21 protein-coding genes are annotated in these 19802 nt (G+C 67.8%); 13 read left to right on the top strand and 8 right to left on the bottom strand.

Annotated features, from left to right (window positions below):
• Both ACZZZQ_RS00185 and ACZZZQ_RS00180 read left to right on the top strand, forming a co-directional pair.
• Positions 1 to 645 carry an FMN reductase gene (locus tag ACZZZQ_RS00185; RefSeq protein WP_053095813.1) on the top strand — a complete coding sequence of 215 codons (645 nt, stop codon included), beginning with the start codon at positions 1 to 3 and terminating at the stop codon, positions 643 to 645.
• A gap of 80 nt (positions 646 to 725) precedes the next feature.
• Positions 726 to 2078 carry an FAD-binding oxidoreductase gene (locus ACZZZQ_RS00180; protein WP_463506635.1) on the top strand — a complete coding sequence of 451 codons (1353 nt, stop codon included), beginning with the start codon at positions 726 to 728 and terminating at the stop codon, positions 2076 to 2078.
• A gap of 84 nt (positions 2079 to 2162) precedes the next feature.
• Here the strand turns inward: ACZZZQ_RS00180 and ACZZZQ_RS00175 are convergent, their stop codons facing one another.
• Positions 2163 to 2861: a response regulator gene (locus ACZZZQ_RS00175; RefSeq protein ID WP_187249520.1), complete on the bottom strand. Its 699-nt coding sequence runs from the start codon at positions 2859 to 2861 to the stop codon at positions 2163 to 2165.
• Complete coding sequence (locus ACZZZQ_RS00170; RefSeq protein ID WP_320488056.1) at positions 2858 to 4129, bottom strand: sensor histidine kinase; 1272 nt, start codon at positions 4127 to 4129, stop codon at positions 2858 to 2860. Before ACZZZQ_RS00170 ends, ACZZZQ_RS00175 begins: the two co-directional genes overlap by 4 nt.
• A gap of 161 nt (positions 4130 to 4290) precedes the next feature.
• On the opposite strand from ACZZZQ_RS00170, the gene ACZZZQ_RS00165 reads away from it, so the two are divergent.
• Positions 4291 to 5730 (top strand): cation:dicarboxylate symporter family transporter, encoded by a 1440-nt coding sequence (locus ACZZZQ_RS00165; protein ID WP_463506634.1) that lies wholly within the window; start codon positions 4291 to 4293, stop codon positions 5728 to 5730.
• A gap of 60 nt (positions 5731 to 5790) precedes the next feature.
• Here the strand turns inward: ACZZZQ_RS00165 and ACZZZQ_RS00160 are convergent, their stop codons facing one another.
• Both ACZZZQ_RS00160 and ACZZZQ_RS00155 read right to left on the bottom strand, forming a co-directional pair.
• The gene (locus ACZZZQ_RS00160; RefSeq protein ID WP_091232420.1) at positions 5791 to 5967 is read right to left on the bottom strand and encodes a DUF5302 domain-containing protein; all 177 of its coding nucleotides are present in this window, start codon (positions 5965 to 5967) and stop codon (positions 5791 to 5793) included.
• A 39-nt stretch (positions 5968 to 6006) separates the two neighbouring features.
• On the bottom strand, positions 6007 to 6579 hold the full coding sequence (locus ACZZZQ_RS00155) for a DedA family protein (protein ID WP_232224545.1): 573 nt from the start codon (positions 6577 to 6579) through the stop codon (positions 6007 to 6009).
• Positions 6580 to 6733: 154 nt separating this feature from the next.
• On the opposite strand from ACZZZQ_RS00155, the gene ACZZZQ_RS00150 reads away from it, so the two are divergent.
• The 6 genes from ACZZZQ_RS00150 (at position 6734) to ACZZZQ_RS00125 (ending at position 14401) form a co-directional block, all read left to right on the top strand.
• Complete coding sequence (locus ACZZZQ_RS00150) at positions 6734 to 8659, top strand: GDSL-type esterase/lipase family protein (protein ID WP_463506633.1); 1926 nt, start codon at positions 6734 to 6736, stop codon at positions 8657 to 8659.
• A 292-nt stretch (positions 8660 to 8951) separates the two neighbouring features.
• Entirely contained in the window at positions 8952 to 11228 is a 2277-nt protein-coding gene (locus tag ACZZZQ_RS00145; protein ID WP_053095817.1) for a polyribonucleotide nucleotidyltransferase, read from the top strand.
• A gap of 216 nt (positions 11229 to 11444) precedes the next feature.
• Positions 11445 to 12473 (top strand): aldo/keto reductase, encoded by a 1029-nt coding sequence (locus tag ACZZZQ_RS00140; protein WP_053095818.1) that lies wholly within the window; start codon positions 11445 to 11447, stop codon positions 12471 to 12473.
• 80 nt (positions 12474 to 12553) lie between these two features.
• Positions 12554 to 13156, top strand: coding sequence for a histidine phosphatase family protein (locus ACZZZQ_RS00135; protein ID WP_053095819.1), 603 nt, complete (start codon positions 12554 to 12556; stop codon positions 13154 to 13156).
• A gap of 70 nt (positions 13157 to 13226) precedes the next feature.
• Positions 13227 to 13967 (top strand): 4-hydroxy-tetrahydrodipicolinate reductase, encoded by a 741-nt coding sequence (gene dapB, locus ACZZZQ_RS00130; RefSeq protein WP_187249523.1) that lies wholly within the window; start codon positions 13227 to 13229, stop codon positions 13965 to 13967.
• Positions 13967 to 14401 (top strand): hypothetical protein, encoded by a 435-nt coding sequence (locus ACZZZQ_RS00125; protein ID WP_463508074.1) that lies wholly within the window; start codon positions 13967 to 13969, stop codon positions 14399 to 14401. Before dapB ends, ACZZZQ_RS00125 begins: the two co-directional genes overlap by 1 nt.
• A 6-nt stretch (positions 14402 to 14407) precedes the next feature.
• Here ACZZZQ_RS00125 and ACZZZQ_RS00120 read toward each other — a convergent pair whose 3' ends face one another.
• From ACZZZQ_RS00120 to ACZZZQ_RS00110, 3 genes are all read right to left on the bottom strand, one after another.
• The gene (locus ACZZZQ_RS00120) at positions 14408 to 14833 is read right to left on the bottom strand and encodes an OsmC family peroxiredoxin (RefSeq protein WP_056278497.1); all 426 of its coding nucleotides are present in this window, start codon (positions 14831 to 14833) and stop codon (positions 14408 to 14410) included.
• Positions 14834 to 14918: 85 nt separating this feature from the next.
• Complete coding sequence (locus ACZZZQ_RS00115) at positions 14919 to 15485, bottom strand: DUF4395 domain-containing protein (protein ID WP_053095823.1); 567 nt, start codon at positions 15483 to 15485, stop codon at positions 14919 to 14921.
• A 16-nt stretch (positions 15486 to 15501) separates the two neighbouring features.
• On the bottom strand, positions 15502 to 15915 hold the full coding sequence (locus ACZZZQ_RS00110) for a thioredoxin family protein (RefSeq protein ID WP_053095824.1): 414 nt from the start codon (positions 15913 to 15915) through the stop codon (positions 15502 to 15504).
• 96 nt (positions 15916 to 16011) lie between these two features.
• Here ACZZZQ_RS00110 and ACZZZQ_RS00105 point away from each other — a divergent pair, with 96 nt between their 5' ends.
• Genes ACZZZQ_RS00105 through ACZZZQ_RS00095 form a run of 3 tightly spaced genes read left to right on the top strand, consistent with a single transcriptional unit; the run spans position 16012 to position 18055 of the window.
• Positions 16012 to 16821, top strand: coding sequence for a thymidylate synthase (locus ACZZZQ_RS00105; protein WP_463506632.1), 810 nt, complete (start codon positions 16012 to 16014; stop codon positions 16819 to 16821).
• On the top strand, positions 16818 to 17294 hold the full coding sequence (locus ACZZZQ_RS00100) for a dihydrofolate reductase (RefSeq protein WP_053095826.1): 477 nt from the start codon (positions 16818 to 16820) through the stop codon (positions 17292 to 17294). Before ACZZZQ_RS00105 ends, ACZZZQ_RS00100 begins: the two co-directional genes overlap by 4 nt.
• Entirely contained in the window at positions 17294 to 18055 is a 762-nt protein-coding gene (locus tag ACZZZQ_RS00095; RefSeq protein WP_372983635.1) for an SDR family NAD(P)-dependent oxidoreductase, read from the top strand. The genes ACZZZQ_RS00100 and ACZZZQ_RS00095 overlap by 1 nt, the downstream gene beginning before the upstream one ends.
• A 60-nt stretch (positions 18056 to 18115) precedes the next feature.
• Here the strand turns inward: ACZZZQ_RS00095 and ACZZZQ_RS00090 are convergent, their stop codons facing one another.
• The gene (locus tag ACZZZQ_RS00090; RefSeq protein WP_056278504.1) at positions 18116 to 18655 is read right to left on the bottom strand and encodes an NUDIX domain-containing protein; all 540 of its coding nucleotides are present in this window, start codon (positions 18653 to 18655) and stop codon (positions 18116 to 18118) included.
• A gap of 112 nt (positions 18656 to 18767) precedes the next feature.
• Here ACZZZQ_RS00090 and dapA point away from each other — a divergent pair, with 112 nt between their 5' ends.
• Complete coding sequence (dapA, locus tag ACZZZQ_RS00085; protein ID WP_372983634.1) at positions 18768 to 19745, top strand: 4-hydroxy-tetrahydrodipicolinate synthase; 978 nt, start codon at positions 18768 to 18770, stop codon at positions 19743 to 19745.
• Positions 19746 to 19802: the final 57 nt, after the last annotated feature.

Genomic DNA, 19802 nt, shown 5'->3' with positions numbered 1-19802 from the left:
ATGACCACTCGTCGTATCGCCGTCGTGTCTGCCGGGCTCTCGAACCCGTCGTCCACGCGCATGCTCGCGGATCGCCTCGCGGCCGAGACCGTGAAGGCCCTCGCGGGGCACGACATCGAGGCGAGCGTCGACGTGATCGAGCTGCGCGACTACGCCCACGACATCACGAACAACCTGCTCACCGGATTCGCACCGCCCGCGCTCGAGACCGCGATCAACACAGTGGTGTCGGCGGACGCGCTCATCGCCGTCACGCCGATCTTCTCGACGAGCTACAACGGGCTCTTCAAGTCGTTCATCGACGTGCTCGATCCCGACGCGCTCACGGGCAAGCCGGTGCTGATCGGAGCGAACGCCGGCACGGCTCGGCACTCGCTCGCCATCGACTACGCCATCCGTCCGCTCTTCGCCTACCTGCATGCCGACGCCGTCTCGACCGGTGTGTTCGCGGCGTCGAGCGACTGGGGCGGGGGCGGCGACGACGTCGCGCCTCTGGCCAAGCGCGTCGAGAAGGGCGCTCGCGAGCTGGCTGAGGCGATCGCGAAGCGCGAGGTGGCTGCGGCCGCCGACCCGTACGACCCGGCGACGTATCTCGGAGAGGGCCGTTCGTTCGGCCACATGCTCGGCGGTCTCGCCGGCGAGTGATCGATCCCCGGCACGACCGGGAATGAGCGCAGGGCCATGAGGCCGTAGACGATGTCCGAAGGGAGTCGTACGGTGACCTCATGGCCCTTCGCTCTGTCCTCGAATCCGCGCGGCATGCCCTGCGCGGCGCTCTCGTCCTCCCCGGCGACGAATCCTTCGACGCGGCGCGTCGTCCGTGGAACCTGGCGATCGAACAGCATCCGGCGGGCGTGGCCGCACCGGCCGATCTGCGCGATCTGCGCGCTCTTCTCGACGCCGCCGGCGACGCGGGCGTGACGCTCGCGGTCCAGCCCACCGGACACGGCGCCGGCGGAGACCTGGCCGACGCCGTCATCGTCCGAATGGCGGCCTTCGACGAGCTGTCGATCGACCTCGGTTCGGGGGTGGTCCGCGTCGGCAGCGGAGTCCGCTGGGGCGCCGTCGTCGAGGCGCTCGAAGGAACGGGCTGGGTGGCTCCTGCCGGCACGAGCCCGGTCGTCGCCGTCGCGGGGTACACCCTGGGCGGCGGCCATTCCTGGTTCAGTCGCACAGCAGGACTCGGGTCGGACAACCTCAGGGCCGCGTGGGTGCTGCGGAGCGACGGGACCCATGATCGGGTCGACGACGAGAGCGACCCGGAGATGATGTGGGCGCTTCGCGGAGCGGGCGGCGTCGTCGGAATCGTGACGGCCCTCGAGATCGACCTGGTTCCCGCGCCGTCGCTGTGGGGAACCGAACTCACTTTCGACGCCGCAGACGCCGGGTCGGTGCTGCGGGCCGTCCGCGATCTGTCCGCAGAGGCCCCGGCATCGCTCAACGTGTTCGTGAATTCGATGCGTATGCCCGACGCTCCGCAGCTTCCCGAGGAGATCCGCGGACGCAGCTTCCTCAGCGTGCGGGCGCTGTCCACGGTCGGATCCGCCGATGAGCTGTTCGAGCGGGTGCGGCGAGCAGGCACGGTTCGTCGTGAGATGTCGGGGGCCACATCGCCGAAGACCGTCGCGGCGTCGAGCGGCGAACCCACCGAACCGACGCCGGGCAAAGGCGTGTCTGCTGCGCTCTCGTCGCTCGACGACGCGACGATCGACGATCTCTTGCGGTTCCGCGAGCTGCCGGATCAGTGGCCGATCATGGGCATCGACATCCGGATGCTCGGTGGCGCGCTGAACGATCCTCGACGCGCCGGATTCGCGACACTTCAGGGCGTCGGCTGGCTGCTCCACGCCCTGGTGCCCGTCTTCCCCGGGGTGCCGAGCGAACCGGGGGAGGCGAGCATGGCGGGCTTCCGTGAGCTGCTGGCGCACGCGATCGCCCCGTGCACGGTCCCGACGTTCCTGGGTCCGGGTGAGACCCTCGAGCGCTGCGGTGACCCGACGGCGATCGATCGCCTTCGCGCCATCAGGGCCGCCGCCGACCCCGGCTCGCTGATCCACGAGGGGCGGCTCCCGCGCTGACACCGGGCTGAGACCGGGCCGCATCCAGCGGAAAGGAACCGCGTCGTTCGAACGATCGGGACGGGCGGGGGTGCCGCGCCGGCATCATTCGTCTCCGTCGACGCGTCTCGTCCAGCGGTACTCCGTCTCCGGGCGTCCACGTGCGCCGTAGCGAGCGCTGCGTGTGATGATGCCCGAATCGGTGAGATGCTCCAGGTACCTCCGTACGGACACGCGTGACATCCCGAGTCGCGCGGCGGCCTCGCTCGCCGAGACCGCGGCGCTGGAGGAGCGCAGCTCTGTCGTCACCTTCTGCAGCGTCGCGGTCGACAGCCCTTTGGGAATCGGGATCGTCCCCGTCGTGCGCCCGAGAAGCGCATCGATCTCCGCCTGGGTCGCCTCTCCGGCCGTCGACCGTGCCTGCTCCCGATGGATGCGATACGCGGTGAGACGCTCGTGGAACACCGCGAAGGGGAACGGCTTGACGAGGTACTGGTAGACGCCGAGAGCTGCCATCTGCCGGACGGTGTCCGCATCGCGCACGCCGGTGATCGCGATCACATCGACGGCAGCGTGTCGGGCACGCAGCCCTCGGAGCACATCGATGCCGGAGCCGTCGGGCATCGTGATGTCGAGAAGGACCAGGTCGAACGGCTCGTCGTGCGGCTGATCGAGCACGGCGGTCAATGCGGCCCTGGCGCCGGTGCACTCGCCGCCCACGATGAAGCCGTCGATCCTCTCGAGGTACGAGCGGTGGAGCTCGAGTGTCAGAGCGTCGTCATCGACGATCAGCGTGCGGATCATGGGCTCCTGCGTCCTCTCGCTGGCGGGAGGGTGACGGTGAACGTGGTCGGATGAGCGGAGAGCTCCACAGTGCCGCCCACCCCGGCCACCACCGCGCGGACGAGAGCGAGCCCGACTCCGCGCCCGTGGTTGTTTGCAGGCTTGGTCGAGAAGCCCTGGGTGAAGACGCGCTCGCGCAGGTCGGAGGGTATGCCGTCCCCGCCGTCGGAGACCTCGAGGACGATTCCGCCGTTCTTCGAGGGGCGCAGCGAGACCCCCACCCAGCGCTCAGCACCGGTGGCGGCGGCATCCATCGCGTTGTCGATCAGGTTGCCGAGCACGGCGACGCTGTCGACGGGGGAGAGCGGGGAGGCGGGAGTGTCCGGGTCGATGCTCACCCGCCAGTCGATCCCGCGCTCCCTGGCCTGCGACGCCTTGCCGAGAAGCAGGGCACCGACGGCGGGGTCGCCGGCCTGTCGTGCGGTGACCTGATCGACGAGCGACTGACTCTGGCGTGAGGTCTCGGTCAGGATGTCGATCGCCTCCTCGCTACGGCCGAGCTCGAGAAGCGCGACCGCCGTGTGCATGCGATTGCCGTGCTCGTGCGTCTGAGCGCGCAGCGCGTCGCCCAGAGTGCGCAGGGATTCGTATGACGACACGGCGTCCCTCACCTGACCCGGCGGCAGGTCTCCTGCGATACCGCGCGTGAACCGGCGAGCGATCCACGCGCCGAGCGCACCGAGAGCGATGAGGCCGACGGTGATGCCGAGTGACAGGGGGAGACGACGGATCAGGGTGTCGGAGATGGTCTCGGTCGTCACGCCGGCCGAGACCCAGCCCACCGGTTCGCCATCGGAGGCGAGTACCGGAACGATGGTTCGCACCGAGGGCCCGAGAGTGCCGGTGAACACCTCGGTGAAGGTTCGAGGCGTGTCGGGGATGGTGCCGAGGTATCTCGCCCCGATCTGCTCGATGTCAGGGTGGGTCACGCGGGTGCCGTCAGGCGTCATGATCGTCACGAAGTCGAGATCCGCGTCCGAGATCACATCGAGCGCATAGGGCTCGAGGGTCTGCGTGGCCGTTGCGGCATCGCCGGCCTCGAGGGTGTCGATCACGAGCGGCGACACGGCGAGAGTCACTGCTGTCGCCGCCGTGACGCGCTCGGCCTCGGCATGCGTGGCGCGTTGCGCATCGATCACGAGGAAGACGGCGACCAGAGCTCCCACGACGAGCGCGGCGACCAGGAGCACGGCGAACACCCGTGAGGCGATGCTGCGGGCAGGTCTCATCGCGTCCTTCCGATCGACGGTGATCGCGGAGTCCGGCATATCGGTAATGACCAATACGACCACAAATGGCTTTGCCGAGTGATGTCCGCGACGGTGAGCTTACCGAAGGCGAGGGCGCCCGCGGGCATGAGACGAAGACGTTCATGATCAAGGAGGAAAACATGGCCATCACGACAGGGTTCTCGCTTCCCGGATTCCATTGGCGGCGCGGCAAGCAGGCATGGGACAGGCATACGTGGCTGTACGTGTCGGTGATCATCGCCGTCGTGCTCGGAGCCGCGGTCGGCCTCATCTGGCCCGAGGTCGGACAGAGCCTCGAACCGATCGGCAAGGGCTTCGTCTCTCTCATCAAGATGATGATCGCGCCGATCATCTTCTGCACGATCGTGGTGGGCGTCGGTTCGATCGCCAAGGCAGCGACCGTCGGCAAGATCGGCGGACTCGCGCTGCTCTACTTCATGGTCATGTCGACGTTCGCGCTGGCGATCGGCCTGGTGGTCGGCAACATCATCCACCCCGGTGCGGGCCTCGATATGGCGAACTCCAGCTATGACGCGACAGCGACCGAGGCGAAGACCACCACGGAGTTCATCCTGGGCATCATCCCGACGACGTTCTTCTCCGCCTTCACGGGCGAGAGCGTGCTGCAGGTTCTGTTCATCGCGCTGCTCGTCGGGTTCGCGCTCCAGGGACTCGGCGAAAAGGGCGCCCCGATCATGGATGCGGTCAAGAACCTCCAGAAGCTGGTCTTCCGCATCCTGGGCATGATCTTGTGGCTTGCACCGCTCGGCGCGTTCGGAGCCATCGCCGCGGTCGTCGGCAAGACGGGCATCGCCGCGATCTGGAGCCTCGGCGTGCTGATGGTCGCGTTCTACATCACCTGCATCCTGTTCATCGTGGTCGTGCTCGGAACCCTGCTCTTCGCCGTCACCCGGGTCAACATCTTCAGCCTGGTGAAGTACCTCGCCCGCGAGTACCTGCTGATCGTCGGCACCTCGTCATCTGAGTCCGCCCTTCCGCGTCTGATCGCGAAGATGGAGCACATCGGGGTATCCAAGCCCGTCGTCGGCATCACGGTCCCCACCGGATACTCGTTCAACCTCGACGGCACGGCGATCTACCTCACGATGGCGTCGCTCTTCATCGCGACCGGCATGGGGCAGCCGATGGCGATCGGTGAGCAGATCGGCTTGCTCGTCTTCATGATCATCGCCAGCAAGGGGGCCGCCGGTGTCACCGGAGCCGGACTCGCCACCCTCGCCGGCGGGCTGCAGGCTTACCGTCCCGACCTGGTCGACGGCGTCGGCGTGATCGTGGGCATCGACCGGTTCATGTCGGAGGGACGCGCCCTGACGAACTTCACCGGCAACGCGGTGGCGACGCTGCTCATCGGCACCTGGACCCGCCAGATCGATCGCGAACGCGTGCAGCAGGTGCTGAGCGGCGCGCTGCCGTTCGAGGAGTCCTCGCTCGACGGCGTGGACGACCACGGCATGGCGGACGAGAGCACGGCCGTGGACATCCAGGGCCTCAAGGAATCCGCGCTCGACGAGATGGCGGCGAAGGAGGAGCGGGCACGGGCGCGCGCGGCGCGAAGCTGAGCTGCCTGTTGAGAAGAGGGATGCGGGAGTCGACGGCAGTCGGCTCCCGCATCCGTGTGGTCAACCGCTCTTGCGTCGGAACTCGCGCCGCGTCTGCGGGGCGGGCGCGCCATGGACGGCGGAGTCGCCATCCAGGTGGGCCTCGCCCTGCCGGTGGTGCGCGTTCTTCTTCTCGAGCGCTTCCTTGAACTTGCGCTTCATCTCCTCGCTGGAGGAGGCGCCTTCTTCGGTGCTCATGCTCGCCAGCCTAGGGCACGCATCTGAGGCATGGGTGGATCAGTTCCGAGCTCGGCGCGACACGACATCGATCGCGGCACCGAGCCCGACGGCGACGATGACAGACACGAGGACAGCGACCAGAGGGCCTCCCGGAAGCAGCACGGCGACGATGGCGCCCACGGATGCCTGGTAGGCGGACCACCCGAACGCCGCGATCGTCACGAGCGGCAGATACCGAGCCGGCGGGATCCGCGAGGCCCCTGCCATGAGGTTGATCGCCAGTCGAGCGAAAGGGACGAAGCGCGCGGTGAAGAGCACGGTGGCGGTTCCGCCTTCCAGACGCAGCCGCGCCCAGGTGAGCGCTCGGCGCACTCGGGGCGTGCGCATCCAGCGCCACCTGTCGATGCCCACGCTGCGACCCACGAGATAGCAGGTGACGTCTCCGGCGACCGCGGCGATGCCCGCCCACAGGATCACACACCACAGGGGAGGATCGCCGGTCGTCGATGCGACGGCGCCGAGCGCGGTCACCGCGATCTCTCCCGGAACCACCACGAAGAACGAGTCGCCCAGCACGAGCAGGCTCATGACCACCAGAGCCCAGGGGCCGTCGAGCAGTTCAGTGGACACGTTCCCACCGTGGTCGTCGGAGGTGAACGGGAACCAACGCCGGGATAGCCGGTGAAGAGCCGTCCAGCATCCGGTGAACTTCTGGTGCTCCGACCCGATTCGCGCCTCGGGTGGGAGTCGAGGGCTGCATCCTGAGGACGTGAGAGTCGCGATCGTGACAGAGTCCTTCCTTCCGCACATGAACGGTGTCACCGGATCCGTCCTGCAGATCCTCAGTCACCTCGAACGTGCTGGCCATGATGCGCATGTGATCGCGCCCGATGGGACCGGCATCCCCGGGGAGGTGCACGGAGCCGCTGTGGAAGCGGTCCCCAGCCTCGCGCTGCCGGGGTACCGCAGTGTGCGCGTGGGGACCCCGCCTGCACGTCAGGTCGCGGCATCGCTGCGACGCTTCCGCCCCGATGTCATCCACCTGGCTTCGCCCTTCGCCCTCGGATGGCGAGGCGCGCTCGCCGCAGAGCACATCGGCGTCGCCGCCGTCGCCGCGTACCAGACCGATGTCGCGGCATACACGCAGAGGTATCGCATCCCTGTGGCGACCGGTGTCGCCGAATCGCACATCGCGCGGCTCCATCGGCGCGCGACCATCACGCTCGCGCCGTCGCCCGACTCGGCGCAGCAGCTCGCGCAGCTCGGTGTGGATCGCATCCGTCTGTGGGGGAGAGGCGTGGATGCCGAGCGGTTCCAGCCGGCCCGCCGGAGTGCGACACTGCGCGCGGAGTGGACGAGCGAGGTCGTGATCGGCTACGTGGGCAGGCTCGCACCCGAGAAGCAGGTGGAAGACCTGGCAGTGCTGCAGACGATCCCCGGTGCGCGCCTCGTGATCGTGGGCGACGGACCGAGCAGGCCTCGACTCGAGTCCCTGATGCCCGGTGCGTGCTTCCTCGGGCACCTCGAAGGCGACGCGCTCGCAGCAGCCATGGCATCCTTCGACGTGTTCGTGCACCCGGGAGAGAGCGAGACCTTCGGACAGACCCTCCAGGAGGCCCACGCCAGCGGGGTGCCCGTCGTCGCCACCGGTCGCGGCGGCCCCCTCGGCCTCGTCCGGATGGGAATCGACGGATGGCTCTACCGTCCCGGCGATCTCGGCGACCTGCGGATGCGCGTGGTCGACCTCACCGGCGACGGCCGCAAACGCCGGGCGTTCGGCGCAGCGGGACGCGAGGCCGTGCAGGGTCGCAGCTGGGCGAACGTCTGTTCTCAGCTGATGGGGCATTACGAGGAGGCCCGAGAGCTCAGGATGATCGATGAGGGAGCGCGCGCTCGCCGCCTGACGCGGCCGGAGCCCATCGCCCCGGTGCAAGCGCGCACCTGGCGGCGTTACGTGGCGCTGGGGGACTCGCTCACGGAAGGCCTGTGCGATTCGGCACCGGATGGTGCGCTCCGTGGATGGGCCGACCGGCTCGCCCTGCTGCTCGCCGCACGCGGAGGTCTCCGGTATGCGAACCTCGCCGTCCGGTCGAAGCGTGTGCGTGATGTGTGCGGCACCCAGCTCGATCGAGCGCTCGAACTGCAGCCGGACCTCGTGTCCATCCTGATCGGCGCCAACGATCTGGTTAAGTCGACGGTCGACGTGCCCGCGCTCGCCGCGGAGCTCGAGGGCGCGGTCACCCGGCTCCGCGACATCGGGGCCGACGTGCTGCTCGTCACTCCGTTCCTGCCCCGTCGGAGAGCGGCCGGGATCTACACCAGGAGGTTCGCGGCATTCGCCACGGCACTGTCCGGCATCGCGGCCCGGACGGGCGCGATCCTGATCGACACCGACCTGTACCCGTCGCTTCCGGATCGCCCGAACTGGGGGGAGGACCTCGTCCACCTCAGCAGTCGTGGTCACAGATTCCTCGCGTATCGCGCGGGCGAGGTCCTCTCGGTGCCGCACGCCGACGCGCTGGGGGTGCTCGATGCCGCGCTGCATGAGAACGAGCAGATCGGCGCGGGACTGTGGTGGCGCCGCCATGCGCTGCCCTGGGTGTGGCGACGACTCCACGGTCGGGCGGCCGGCGATGGCCGGGTCGCGAAGCACGACGACTACGTCTATCTCGGACGATCGAGCGCTCCGCAGGACGTCAAGGTCCACTGAACGAACCCGCCGCGGACGGAAACGGAGGACATTCAAGGGCGCGCTGATAGGCTGGACGAGGTCGACGTGTGTCGACCGCACAACTTCATATCGACTCATGGAGCGATCGGCGGAGAGCTGGTCCCCTGTGGTGGGTTCCTCGGCGCGACGTCGGGTGGCTTTCTACTGGTGGCCAGCGCAGGTGAGATTCGCGGGGATGCCCGCGCGCCCGTATCCGGCTGAATCCGCTCCTTCATGAATGCGCTCGCGCGTCACACGGACTCGCGAGTCTAAACAAAGAAGGAGAGACCTCTTGGAAGGTCCTGAAATCACCGCCACCGAGGCCGTTCTCGACAACGGCCGCTTCGGCACCCGCACCATCCGCTTCGAGACCGGCCGCCTCGCGCAGCAGGCTCAGGGCGCAGTCGCCGCGTACCTCGACGGCGAGACCATGCTCCTCTCGGCCACCAGCGCAGGCAAGCACCCGCGCGAGGGCTTCGACTTCTTCCCGCTGACGGTCGACGTCGAAGAGCGTTCGTACGCAGCAGGCAAGATCCCCGGCTCGTTCTTCCGTCGTGAGGGACGTCCCTCGACCGAGGCGATCCTCGTCTGCCGTCTGATCGACCGTCCGCTGCGTCCGTCGTTCGTCGACGGCCTGCGCAACGAGGTCCAGATCGTCATCACCGTCCTGTCGATCGCCCCGGGCGAGTTCTACGACGCCCTCGCGATCAACGCGGCTTCTGCGTCGACGCAGATCTCGGGTCTCCCGTTCTCGGGTCCCGTCGCCGGTGTGCGCCTCGCGTTCATCCCCGGCCACGGCGAGCACGCGGACCAGTGGGTCGCGTTCCCGACGGCTGAGCAGGTCAGCGAGGCCGTGTTCGACCTGATCGTCGCCGGTCGCGTCGTCACCAAGTCCGACGGCACCGAAGATGTCGCGATCATGATGGTCGAGGCTGAGGCCACCGAGGGCAGCTGGAACCTCATCAAGGCCGGCGCCACCAAGCCCGACGAGGCTGTCGTCGCGCAGGGCCTCGAGGCGTCGAAGCCCTTCATCGCTCAGCTAGTCAAGGCTCAGGCCGAGCTCGCCGCCAGCGCGTCGAAGGAGCCGGGTGTGTACCCGGTCTTCCCGCCGTACTCCAGCGAGGTCTACGACTTCGTGGCCGAGCGCTCCTACGACGACCTGGTGAACGTCTACCAGATCGCCGACAAGCAGGAGCGTCAGGGCAAGGACGACGAGGTCAAGGACCGCGTCAGGGCGCAGCTCATCGAAGCGGTCGAAGCAGGCAACCTGCCCGCTGGAGCCCCGATCGAGTTCTCCGCAGCGTACAAGTCCGTCACGAAGAAGATCGTCCGCGGCCGCATCCTCACCGAGAGCGTGCGCATGGACGGCCGCGGCCTGGCCGACATCCGTCCGCTCGACGCCGAGGTCCAGGTCATCCCGCGCGTTCACGGCTCCGCGATCTTCCAGCGCGGCGAGACCCAGATCATGGGAATCACCACGCTGAACATGCTCAAGATGGAGCAGCAGATCGACTCGCTGTCGCCGACCACGAGCAAGCGCTACATGCACCACTACAACTTCCCGCCCTACTCGACCGGTGAGACCGGCCGGGTCGGTTCGCCGAAGCGTCGCGAGATCGGGCACGGCTTCCTCGCCGAGCGCGCGCTCGTGCCGGTGCTGCCCAGCCGCGAGGAGTTCCCCTACGCGATCCGTCAGGTCTCCGAGGCGCTGAGCTCCAACGGCTCGACGTCGATGGGTTCCGTCTGCGCGTCGACCCTGTCGCTGCTGAACGCGGGTGTGCCTCTGCGCGCAGCCGTCGCCGGCATCGCGATGGGACTCGTCTCCGATGAGGTCGACGGAGAGACGCGCTACGCGGCCCTCACCGACATCCTCGGCGCAGAGGACGCACTGGGCGACATGGACTTCAAGGTCGCCGGTACCAGCGAGTTCGTCACGGCCATCCAGCTCGACACGAAGCTCGACGGCATCCCGTCGTCGGTGCTCGCCGGCGCGCTGACCCAGGCTCGCGACGCCCGTCTGACCATCCTCAACGTGCTGAACGCCGCGATCGACGCTCCCGACGAGATGGCGCCGACCGCGCCGCGCGTCATCAGCGTGCAGATCCCGGTCGACAAGATCGGTGAGCTGATCGGCCCGAAGGGCAAGACGATCAACGCGATCCAGGACGAGACCGGCGCGCAGATCTCCATCGAGGAGGACGGCACCGTCTACATCGGCGCGACCGACGGCCCCTCGGCCGAGGCTGCCCGTGCCCAGGTCAACGCGATCGCGAACCCGACCAACCCGGAGGTGGGAGAGCAGTTCCTCGGAACCGTCGTGAAGATCGCGACGTTCGGTGCGTTCGTCTCGCTGCTGCCCGGCAAGGACGGCCTGCTGCACGTCACCGAGGTGCGCAAGCTCGCCGGTGGCAAGCGCGTCGAGAACGTCGACGACGTCCTGTCCGTCGGCCAGAAGATCCTCGTGAAGATCACGAAGATCGACGACCGCGGCAAGCTGTCGCTCGAGCCCGTGCTCGACGACGCCCCCGCAGCGGACGCAGCTCCTGCTGACGAGGCCGCTGCCGAGTAATCGCCAGCGCTTCGATACGAGGCCCGGGCTGTCCACACGGACGGTCCGGGCTTCGTCGTATCCGATGTGATCAAACCGTTATGGGAAGTTCTTGCGCCGTTCCCCGTATTGGTCGGGGAGTTCGCAGATCTCGCCTACTCTCGAAGTACGCACCGGGGGGTGCATTTCAGGCAGTGACGCAGGTCGGTACGCACCGATTGACGCGGGGGTGAGGATATGCGGTTGTTCAGTGTAGGCGCAGGAGCGCCGGCCGATCGCGCGCAGCAGGGCGCCGCAGAGCACCCGTCCGCACCCATCCCGATCGTCGGACCCGGAATAGGGGAGACCATCCGCGTCCCTCTCGGCGAGACCGGGCTCGAGACCTTTCCGCTCATGCTCGGTGCGGCGGAGTTCGGCTGGAACGTCGATCTCGAGACGAGCCATGGGATCCTCGACCGCTACGTCGAATTCGGTGGCAACGCCATCCACACCGCCGACGGATTCTCCGGCGGTCGCAGCGAGCACATCATCGGCCAATGGCTGCAGTCCAGAGGGCGACGCGACCGCGCCCTGCTGAGCGTGCGGATCGGTGCTCACGCAGACAATCCGGGTCTCGGCTCGGTGAACCTCGTCCGCGCTGTCGAGGGGTCGCTCACGCGACTCGGCGTCGAGCGCATCGACGTGCTGTATCTCGACGCGACGCTCGACCGCACGACGAATCTCGAGGACACCCTCGCGACGGTCGAGTGGATGGTCGACGCGGGCAAGATCGGCGCACTCGGCGCATTCGGCTTCGCACCCGAGCGGCTCGTGGAGGCGCGCATCCTCGCCTCGGCCGGGTACCCACGCATCGAGGTCATCGATTCGCCGTACAACCTCGTCCGCCGTCAGCCGTTCGAAGGGGACCTGCGTCTGGTGGCGGGTGCGCAGAGCCTCGCGGTCACGCCGTCGCACGCTCTCGAGCACGGTTTCCTCTCCGGTCGCCACCGCAGCAAGGCGCTGACCTCGCGGGGCGTACGCGGGGAGCAGCTGCGGGGGCATCTCAATAGGCGTGGCACGAAGATCCTGCGGGCTCTCGACCAGGTCGCGACCGAACTCGAGGTTCCCGTGGCCGCCGTGTCCATCGCGTGGCTGCTCGCGCAGCGGACCATCGCGGCGCCCATCGTCAACACCTTCGCGACCGAGCACGTCGACGAGCTGATGCAGGGCGCCGGGGTCACGCTGTCGCGCGCACAGGTCACCGAGCTCACTCGCGCCGGCAACTGAGCGTCGTAACGCCTCTGTCACAGACCTGGCATAGGGTGGAGTGAATCCCGGCGGACGCTGTCGATGAAGCGAGCGAGTTTGTGACGCATTACATATATCTGGTCAGACATGGTGAACATCAGGACGCCGAGCACGGTCTCGCCGACGGACCCCTGTCGCCGCGTGGCCAGCGTCAGGCCGAACTCATCGCAGATCGGCTCTCGGGACTCCCGCTCGACGCCGTCTGGCACTCTCCGCTCCTGCGCGCCAACGAGACGGCCCGTGCGATCGCCGAGCGGCTCCCGTCGGTCGATCCAGAGCCGACCGCACTGCTGTTCGACTGCGTGCCCACGGGGATGACCGACGAGACCCCGGCCGCCTACGAACCGTTCTTCGGCTCGGTGACCGAGGCGGAGCTCGATGCCGGGCGTGCTCAGATGTTCGACGCGGTCAACGAGTTCCTGGTGCGCAAACCGGGTGACGTGCACGAGGTTCTCATCACGCACAACTTCGTGATCTCGTGGTTCGTGCGTGAGGTCCTCGGTGCCCCCGAGTGGCGATGGATGACCTTGAACCAGGCGCACTGCGGCCTCACGGTGATCGCCCAGAAACAGGGCCGGCCCTGGACGCTCCTCACTCACAACGACACCGGGCACCTCCCAGTCGAGCTGCGCACCGGCATCCCCGATGCGATGCCCGTCTGATTCCCCGTTGATTCCCTGAGTTCCGGCCCGCCGCGCCGGGCGGATCGACGTCGCGAAATAGACTGAACGCATGACCACCCAGGTAGCACTCGTCGGCGGAACCGGGAAGCTCGGATCGATCATCGGTGCGGTGATCGACGAGCTCGACGGCTTCGAGGTGACGCGCGTGCTGACGTCTCGTAGCGACCTCGCCGAGCTCGACGGTGCGGACCTGGTGATCGACGCGACCACGCCTCAGGTCAGTGTCGACGTCGTGCGCGCGGCGGTCGAGCGCGAGATCAACATTCTCGTCGCCACGTCGGGATGGTCCACCGAGCGGATCGCACTCGTGCGTCCTCTGGTGGAGAACGCCGGAACCGGGGCTGTCTTCATCCCGAACTTCTCGCTGGGATCGGTGCTCGGTTCGGCTCTGGCCGCAGCAGCCGCGCCGTTCTTCGGATCGGCGGAGATCGTCGAGGCACACCATGAGGCGAAGGTGGATTCGCCGAGCGGCACTGCGGTGCGCACGGCCGAGCTCATCGCCGCCGCACGCGCCGAACAGGGTCCCGTCAGCGCACCGCACGCCGACCAGCGAGCGCGCGGACAGCAGGTCGGCAGCGTGCCGATCCACTCGCTCCGGCGTCCCGGCGTCATCGCCAAACAGGAGGTCGTCCTGTCCGGCCCCGGTGAGTCCCTCACGTTCACGCATGACACGGTCGACCCCGCACTCGCCTACGCCCCGGGCATCCGTCTCGCGGTGCCGTTCGCGGCCCAGGCGATCGGCGTCTTCGTCGGGCTCGAGAGCATGATCGACATCGGCATCCGCTCGTGATGTCGCGGATCGGCGTCGGCCTGATGGCCGGCGCACTGCTGGTCTACCTCGCCGTCGCCATCTGGTTGGCCGTGATGTTCTTCGCTGTCGGCACACCGGTGTCCATCGGCATGGGCATCGCGCTGATCGTTCTCGCCCCGATCGGGGCATGGGCGCTCGTCCGAGAGATGCAGTTCGGGTTCGCTGCCGACCGGCTCGGGCGTGAGCTCGATGCCGAGGGCGGTATGCCCGCGGCGGAGTCCGAGCTGACGCCGAGTGGCCGAATCGCTCGTGCCGACGCCGACCCGCTCATCGCGAGATACGCGGGGGAGGCGGATGCGGAGCCGACGGACTGGCGCGCGCGCTACCGACTCGGCGTCGTCCAGGATGCCGCTGGCCGCCGCAAGGACGCTCGCGCCAGCATCCGCGAGGCGATTCGCATCGCTCGCGGATGACCGACGTCAGGCGAGCGTGGCCTCGAGCGTGATCTCGATGCCGGCGAGCGCCTGCGATACGGGGCAGCCGACCTTCGCCTCGGCAGCGATCGACTGGAACTCCTCAGGGCTGAGCCCGGGGACGACCGCGTTCACGTTGAGGTGGCTTCCGCTGATTCCGACACCGGGCTTGAAGGTGACGGACGCGCTGGTGTTGACGCGCTCCGGCGGAGTGCCGTTCTCGGACAGCGCGTGAGATAGCGCCATGCTGAAACACGACGCGTGGGCTGCGGCGATCAGCTCTTCAGGCGTGGTGGTGGTGTCGCTGCCCTCGCTGCGGGCCTTCCAGTTGATCGGGAAGGTCCCGAGCTTCGACGAGGAGAACGCGACTGTGCCCGAGCCCTCGGTGAGGGATCCGGTCCAGGTGGTGGTGGCTTCGCTGGTGACGGGCATGATTCCTCCGTTGTATCGCGCGCTGCTCGATGCGGGTCGCGTGTGCGGCCAGCCTATCGAGCGTGGGCGTGCGGCGGAACAGCGCTCAGGCGGTCGACGCCGCGCGACCGAGGATGCCTGCTCGCTGCAGCAGCAGATAGATCTGGCATCCGAGGCAGAAGGAGAACGCCGCATTGAGGAAGGCGGCGATGAAAGCGGCGGCGGTCGCGATGGGCAGCGCCCACGGGACCCCGGCGAGGTGCAGCACGAGACCGATCGTGACGACGACGAGACCGACACCCTGGGCGAACCGCGGTGGACGCGGATCCTCGAGCTCGGTCGGAGCGGCCAGTCTCGGACGGATGACCCTGCGGAACACGACGCCCCATGGTGCAGTCGCGGGTGACAGGACGCCCCACAGGAACAGCAGGGCGATCACGATCGTGAGGAGGAACCCCGGGTCCAGCGCGCGCTGTGCAAGGGTCGCCGACGTCACGGCCCACGTGGCCGAGCCGATGTCGGCCGAGTCGAGCGGCTGATAGGCGAACCAGCCGAAGGTCCGTGCGGTCGAGATGCCGACCAGCGCCAGATATGTCGCGACGAGCAGCAGCACTGTCGTGACCGTCGCTGCGAATCGCGGGCCGCGGGGATCGATGCCGGCCGGTGTCGTCATGTGCTTTCCGTCCTCGTCATACGGTTGCCAGCGCGTCGTTCAGCGCGTGTCGATGGGGCACGCCATGGAAGCGTGCGCGGACGGCTCCTGATCCGTCGACGATGAAGGTCGTCGGTGTCTGCATGACCTTGTATCGAGCCGACAGATCCGGTCGATGCGTCAGGTCGACCTCCACGTGGTCCAGGCCCTCCGATTCTGCGACGTAGCTGCTGAGCATGCGTCGTACCTGGGGGCAGCGGGTGCACATCTCGGTGCTGAACTGCACGACTGTCGCTCTCGCGCCCAGGCGCGACACGCCCGCGTCGTTCGGATCGAAGCGCAGATGGCCGCCTCCGCGACGCCGTCCGTCGAGAAGTCTCAGCACGACACCGATCGTGCCGGCGAGCACGAGCAGCGCTGCGGCGAGGAGAAGGGCGACGGCGGGTGACATGCGTCGAGAATACGGGCGATCCGGCACCGCCCGGGCCGATATGTCGCATCGTGACGATCCGACTCGACAGCCCCCAGGGCGGGTAGTCTGGCACACATGAGCGCAGCCGTCCCGACGCCGTACGAAGACCTTCTCCGAGACGTGCTGGAGTCCGGCACTCACAAGTCCGATCGAACAGGAACCGGCACCACCAGCGTCTTCGGGCGGCAGATCCGCTTCGATCTCTCCGAGGGCTTCCCGCTCATCACCACGAAGCGGGTGCACTTCAAGTCGATCGCCTACGAGCTCCTCTGGTTCCTCAGGGGCGACTCGAATGTGAAGTGGCTGCAGGAGCATGGCGTCACCATCTGGGACGAATGGGCGGATGCCGACGGCGATCTGGGTCCGGTCTACGGAGTGCAGTGGCGCAGCTGGCCGACGCCGGAGGGTGAGAGCATCGATCAGCTCGCTCAGGTGATCGAGCAGATCCGGCAGACGCCCGACTCCCGGCGACTCATCGTGTCTGCCTGGAACCCGGCGGACATCCCCGACATGGCGCTTGCTCCCTGTCACGCCCTGTTCCAGTTCTACGTGGCGGACGGCAAGCTCTCCTGCCAGCTCTATCAGCGCAGCGCCGACCTGTTCCTCGGCGTCCCGTTCAACATCGCGTCCTACGCCCTGCTGACGTTGATGGTCGCCCAGCAGGTGGGACTCGAGCCGGGTGACTTCGTCTGGACCGGGGGTGACTGCCACATCTACGACAATCACCTCGACCAGGTGAACGAACAGCTCACGCGCGAACCGTATCCATACCCGACGCTGAGGTTCGCCCGGAAGCCCGAGTCGATCCTCGACTACGACTACGAGGACTTCGTCGTCGAGGATTACCAGCACCACGCTCCGATCAAGGCGGCGGTCGCGGTATGACCTGGGTCGGGCTGATCTGGGCAGAGGCGCACGGCGGCGTCATCGGAGCAGAGGGCGGCATGCCCTGGAACGTCCCCGAGGATCTCGCTCACTTCAAGGAAGTCACCCTCGGCGCTCCCGTGATCATGGGTCGCAAGACGTGGGACTCGCTCCCTGAGCGCTTCCGCCCGCTTCCAGGGCGAGAGAACATCGTCATCACCCGCCAGCAGGACTGGTCCGCGGACGGCGCCCGTCGTGCCGCGACCGTCACGGACGCGGTGCGCGGCCACGAGAAGGTATGGATCATCGGCGGCGCCGAGATCTTCCGCCTGGTGATCGCCGACGCCGACCGCCTCGAAGTCACCGAGCTCGACATCGAGGTCTCCGGCGACGCGTATGCGCCGTCCAAAGCCGGGTGGCGGCTCGTGAACGAGGGGGAGTGGCAGACGTCGCGCTCCGGCATCCGGTTCCGCTTCCTGGGATACGAGCGCTGATGCCCACCGCACTGATCACCGGAGCGAGCGCCGGCCTCGGCGCAGAGTTCGCGCGCCAGTTGGCCCGGCGCCGAGCCGATCTGATCCTCGTCGCACGTTCCGCCGGCGATCTCGAGGTCGTGGCGGCCGAGTTGCGCAGCGAGCACGGTGTCGCGGTCGAGGTGCTTCCCGCCGACCTGTCGATCGACGAGGATGTCGAGCGCGTGGCCGACCGTCTCCGTGATGTCTCCGATCCGGTCGACCTTCTCATCAACAATGCAGGCTTCGGCCTCCCGCTGCAGTTCGCCGACAACGACATCGACGACGAGGTGCGCCATCTGCGCGTTCACGTCGAGGCGTCGATGCGGCTCATGCACGCGGCGCTTCAGACGATGCGCGGCCGTGGGGGCCGGATCATCAACGTCGCGTCCGTCGCAGGGTTCATCTCGCGCTCCACGTATTCCGCGTGCAAGAGCTGGTTGATCGGATTCAGCCGCTGGGCGAATGTCGAGTACGCACCCGACGGAGTGACGGTCACCGCCGTCTGCCCGGGTTTCACGCACACGACCTTCCACGAGCGGATGGGACTCGAACCGGGGCACGAGGGCGTTCCCGGCTTCATGTGGCTCGACGCGCGGAATGTGGTCCGCGAGGCGCTCCGTGACGCGGCGCGCGGAAGGGCCGTCTCGATCCCGTCGCTGCGTTACAAGGCGATCGTCGCTGTCGCGTCCCTGCTTCCGAGCGCGCTGACCTCCGGCGTCGCACGTCGCGGCCGCGTCTGATCTGAACGTCGACCGCGTCCCGCTGTGGGCGCGCCGTGCGCGAATGAGGGCGCTAGGAGATCAGCGGAATCTGCCCAGACGGATACCGGCGTATCCGATCGCCGCCACGGTCTCTCCATCGGTGATGCGGCCATCGGAGATCATGCCGAGGACGTCGGAGAACGGTACCCAGGTGACGGCGTCGATGCCCTCCTCCGCCTGCGTGTGAGTGGAGTCGTCGGACGGAGTCAGACCCCGAGCGAGGAACACGTGCTCGGGGGCGTGGGCGATCCCGTTCAGGGCGTTCATCGTTCCGAGTTCCGTCCAGTCCTCGGCGACGAAGCCCGTCTCCTCGAGCAGCTCGCGCTGCGCTGCAGCGAGCGGTTCTTCGCCGTCGCTTCCTCCGGCAGGAATCTCTATCGACACTCCGGTCGTGTAGCGCTCGAGAGTGATGAGGCAGACGCGGTCCTCGTCATCGAGTGCGACGACGAAGACTGCCGGATGCCGCATGGTCACCACGCCGTAGATGCCATCGCCCCCGGGCCCCGTGACCTGGTCCTCCCGAACCTCGATCCACCGGTTCTCGTACACCGTCGACGATTCGCGTGTGACCCATGCCATGGAGTCGAGCCTATGTGGATCCCTATCGAGATGATGGTCGCGATCGTCCGGGGAGATGTCATCCGCCGTCCCTCGTCTGGGTGAGCGGCATCCGAACCGATACGCTGGGGGCATGACGCACTCGGGCAACCCCTTCGGACAGGTTCTCGTCGCGCTCGTCACTCCGATGACGGCCGACGGCGAAGTCGATTGGCCCGCCGTCGAGAAGCACATCGATGACGTCATCACCGCCGGTGCTGACGGAATCGTCGTGACGGGAACGACCGGCGAGACCTCGACCCTGACGGACCCTGAGAAGCTCCAGCTCGTCGAGGTCGGAAAGTCGGTCTCGGCCGGACGCGCCAAGATCATCACCGGCGGTGGATCCAACGAGACCGCGCACGCGATCGAGCTCTACAAGGCGAGCGAGAAGGCCGGCGCAGACGCCATCATGATCGTCACGCCGTACTACAACAAGCCGACCCAGGCCGGGATCCTCACGCATTTCCGCCTGGTGGCCGACGCCACCGACCTGCCGGTGATCCTCTACGACATCCCCGGTCGCACCGGCGTGCCGATCAAGTACGAGACCATCCTGCGCCTCGCCAAGCACCCGAACATCCTCGCAGTGAAGGACGCCAAGGGCGACTTCTCCGAGGTGAGCCGCGTCCTGAACCAGACCGACCTCATGTACTTCTCGGGAGACGACGCGAATGTTCTGCCGCATCTCGCCATCGGCGCGACCGGCCTGATCGGCGTGACCGCCAACGTCGCGGCGGCTCCGTACCGCACCATCATCGACGCCGTCAACCGAGGCGATCTGACGACGGCCACGGCAGAGCACAAGAGGCTCGAGCCGCTCGTGCGCGCGGTCATGACGCATGTCCCGGGAACCGTCGCCGCGAAGTACATCCTGCACGGCCTGGGCCGGATCTCCAGCCCCCGCGTGCGTCTGCCCCTGGTGGGTCCCGAAGAGTGGGAGGCCGCGCTCATCGAGGACGAGCTCGATCTCGTGAGGGACGTTCCGGGAGCAGACTTCTCCAACTTCCGCCCCGACCGCAACGCGGCCGCGGGCGGCGCCCTGCCGAAGGTGCACGGCACGACCCGCTGAGAACGCACGCGCCGAGGCGCGTCACCATGAACGAACGGACGCGTGGAGTGTCCGACT

It is taken from the genome of Microbacterium sp. AC132 (assembly GCF_979258525.1).
This window is presented reverse-complemented; position numbering and strand designations above follow the sequence as displayed.

Excerpts from the sequence above, each read along its gene's own strand:
- ACZZZQ_RS00185 (WP_053095813.1), top strand. The coding sequence starts at position 1 with ATGACCACTCGTCGTATCGCCGTCGTGTCTGCCGGGCTCTCGAACCCG.
- ACZZZQ_RS00180 (WP_463506635.1), top strand. The coding sequence starts at position 726 with ATGGCCCTTCGCTCTGTCCTCGAATCCGCGCGGCATGCCCTGCGCGGC.
- ACZZZQ_RS00175 (WP_187249520.1), bottom strand. The coding sequence starts at position 2,861 with ATGATCCGCACGCTGATCGTCGATGACGACGCTCTGACACTCGAGCTC.
- ACZZZQ_RS00170 (WP_320488056.1), bottom strand. The coding sequence starts at position 4,129 with ATGAGACCTGCCCGCAGCATCGCCTCACGGGTGTTCGCCGTGCTCCTG.
- ACZZZQ_RS00165 (WP_463506634.1), top strand. The coding sequence starts at position 4,291 with ATGGCCATCACGACAGGGTTCTCGCTTCCCGGATTCCATTGGCGGCGC.
- ACZZZQ_RS00160 (WP_091232420.1), bottom strand. The coding sequence starts at position 5,967 with ATGAGCACCGAAGAAGGCGCCTCCTCCAGCGAGGAGATGAAGCGCAAG.
- ACZZZQ_RS00140 (WP_053095818.1), top strand. The coding sequence starts at position 11,445 with ATGCGGTTGTTCAGTGTAGGCGCAGGAGCGCCGGCCGATCGCGCGCAG.
- dapB (WP_187249523.1), top strand. The coding sequence starts at position 13,227 with ATGACCACCCAGGTAGCACTCGTCGGCGGAACCGGGAAGCTCGGATCG.
- ACZZZQ_RS00125 (WP_463508074.1), top strand. The coding sequence starts at position 13,967 with ATGTCGCGGATCGGCGTCGGCCTGATGGCCGGCGCACTGCTGGTCTAC.
- ACZZZQ_RS00120 (WP_056278497.1), bottom strand. The coding sequence starts at position 14,833 with ATGCCCGTCACCAGCGAAGCCACCACCACCTGGACCGGATCCCTCACC.
- ACZZZQ_RS00115 (WP_053095823.1), bottom strand. The coding sequence starts at position 15,485 with ATGACGACACCGGCCGGCATCGATCCCCGCGGCCCGCGATTCGCAGCG.
- ACZZZQ_RS00110 (WP_053095824.1), bottom strand. The coding sequence starts at position 15,915 with ATGTCACCCGCCGTCGCCCTTCTCCTCGCCGCAGCGCTGCTCGTGCTC.
- ACZZZQ_RS00105 (WP_463506632.1), top strand. The coding sequence starts at position 16,012 with ATGAGCGCAGCCGTCCCGACGCCGTACGAAGACCTTCTCCGAGACGTG.
- ACZZZQ_RS00100 (WP_053095826.1), top strand. The coding sequence starts at position 16,818 with ATGACCTGGGTCGGGCTGATCTGGGCAGAGGCGCACGGCGGCGTCATC.
- ACZZZQ_RS00095 (WP_372983635.1), top strand. The coding sequence starts at position 17,294 with ATGCCCACCGCACTGATCACCGGAGCGAGCGCCGGCCTCGGCGCAGAG.
- ACZZZQ_RS00090 (WP_056278504.1), bottom strand. The coding sequence starts at position 18,655 with ATGGCATGGGTCACACGCGAATCGTCGACGGTGTACGAGAACCGGTGG.
- dapA (WP_372983634.1), top strand. The coding sequence starts at position 18,768 with ATGACGCACTCGGGCAACCCCTTCGGACAGGTTCTCGTCGCGCTCGTC.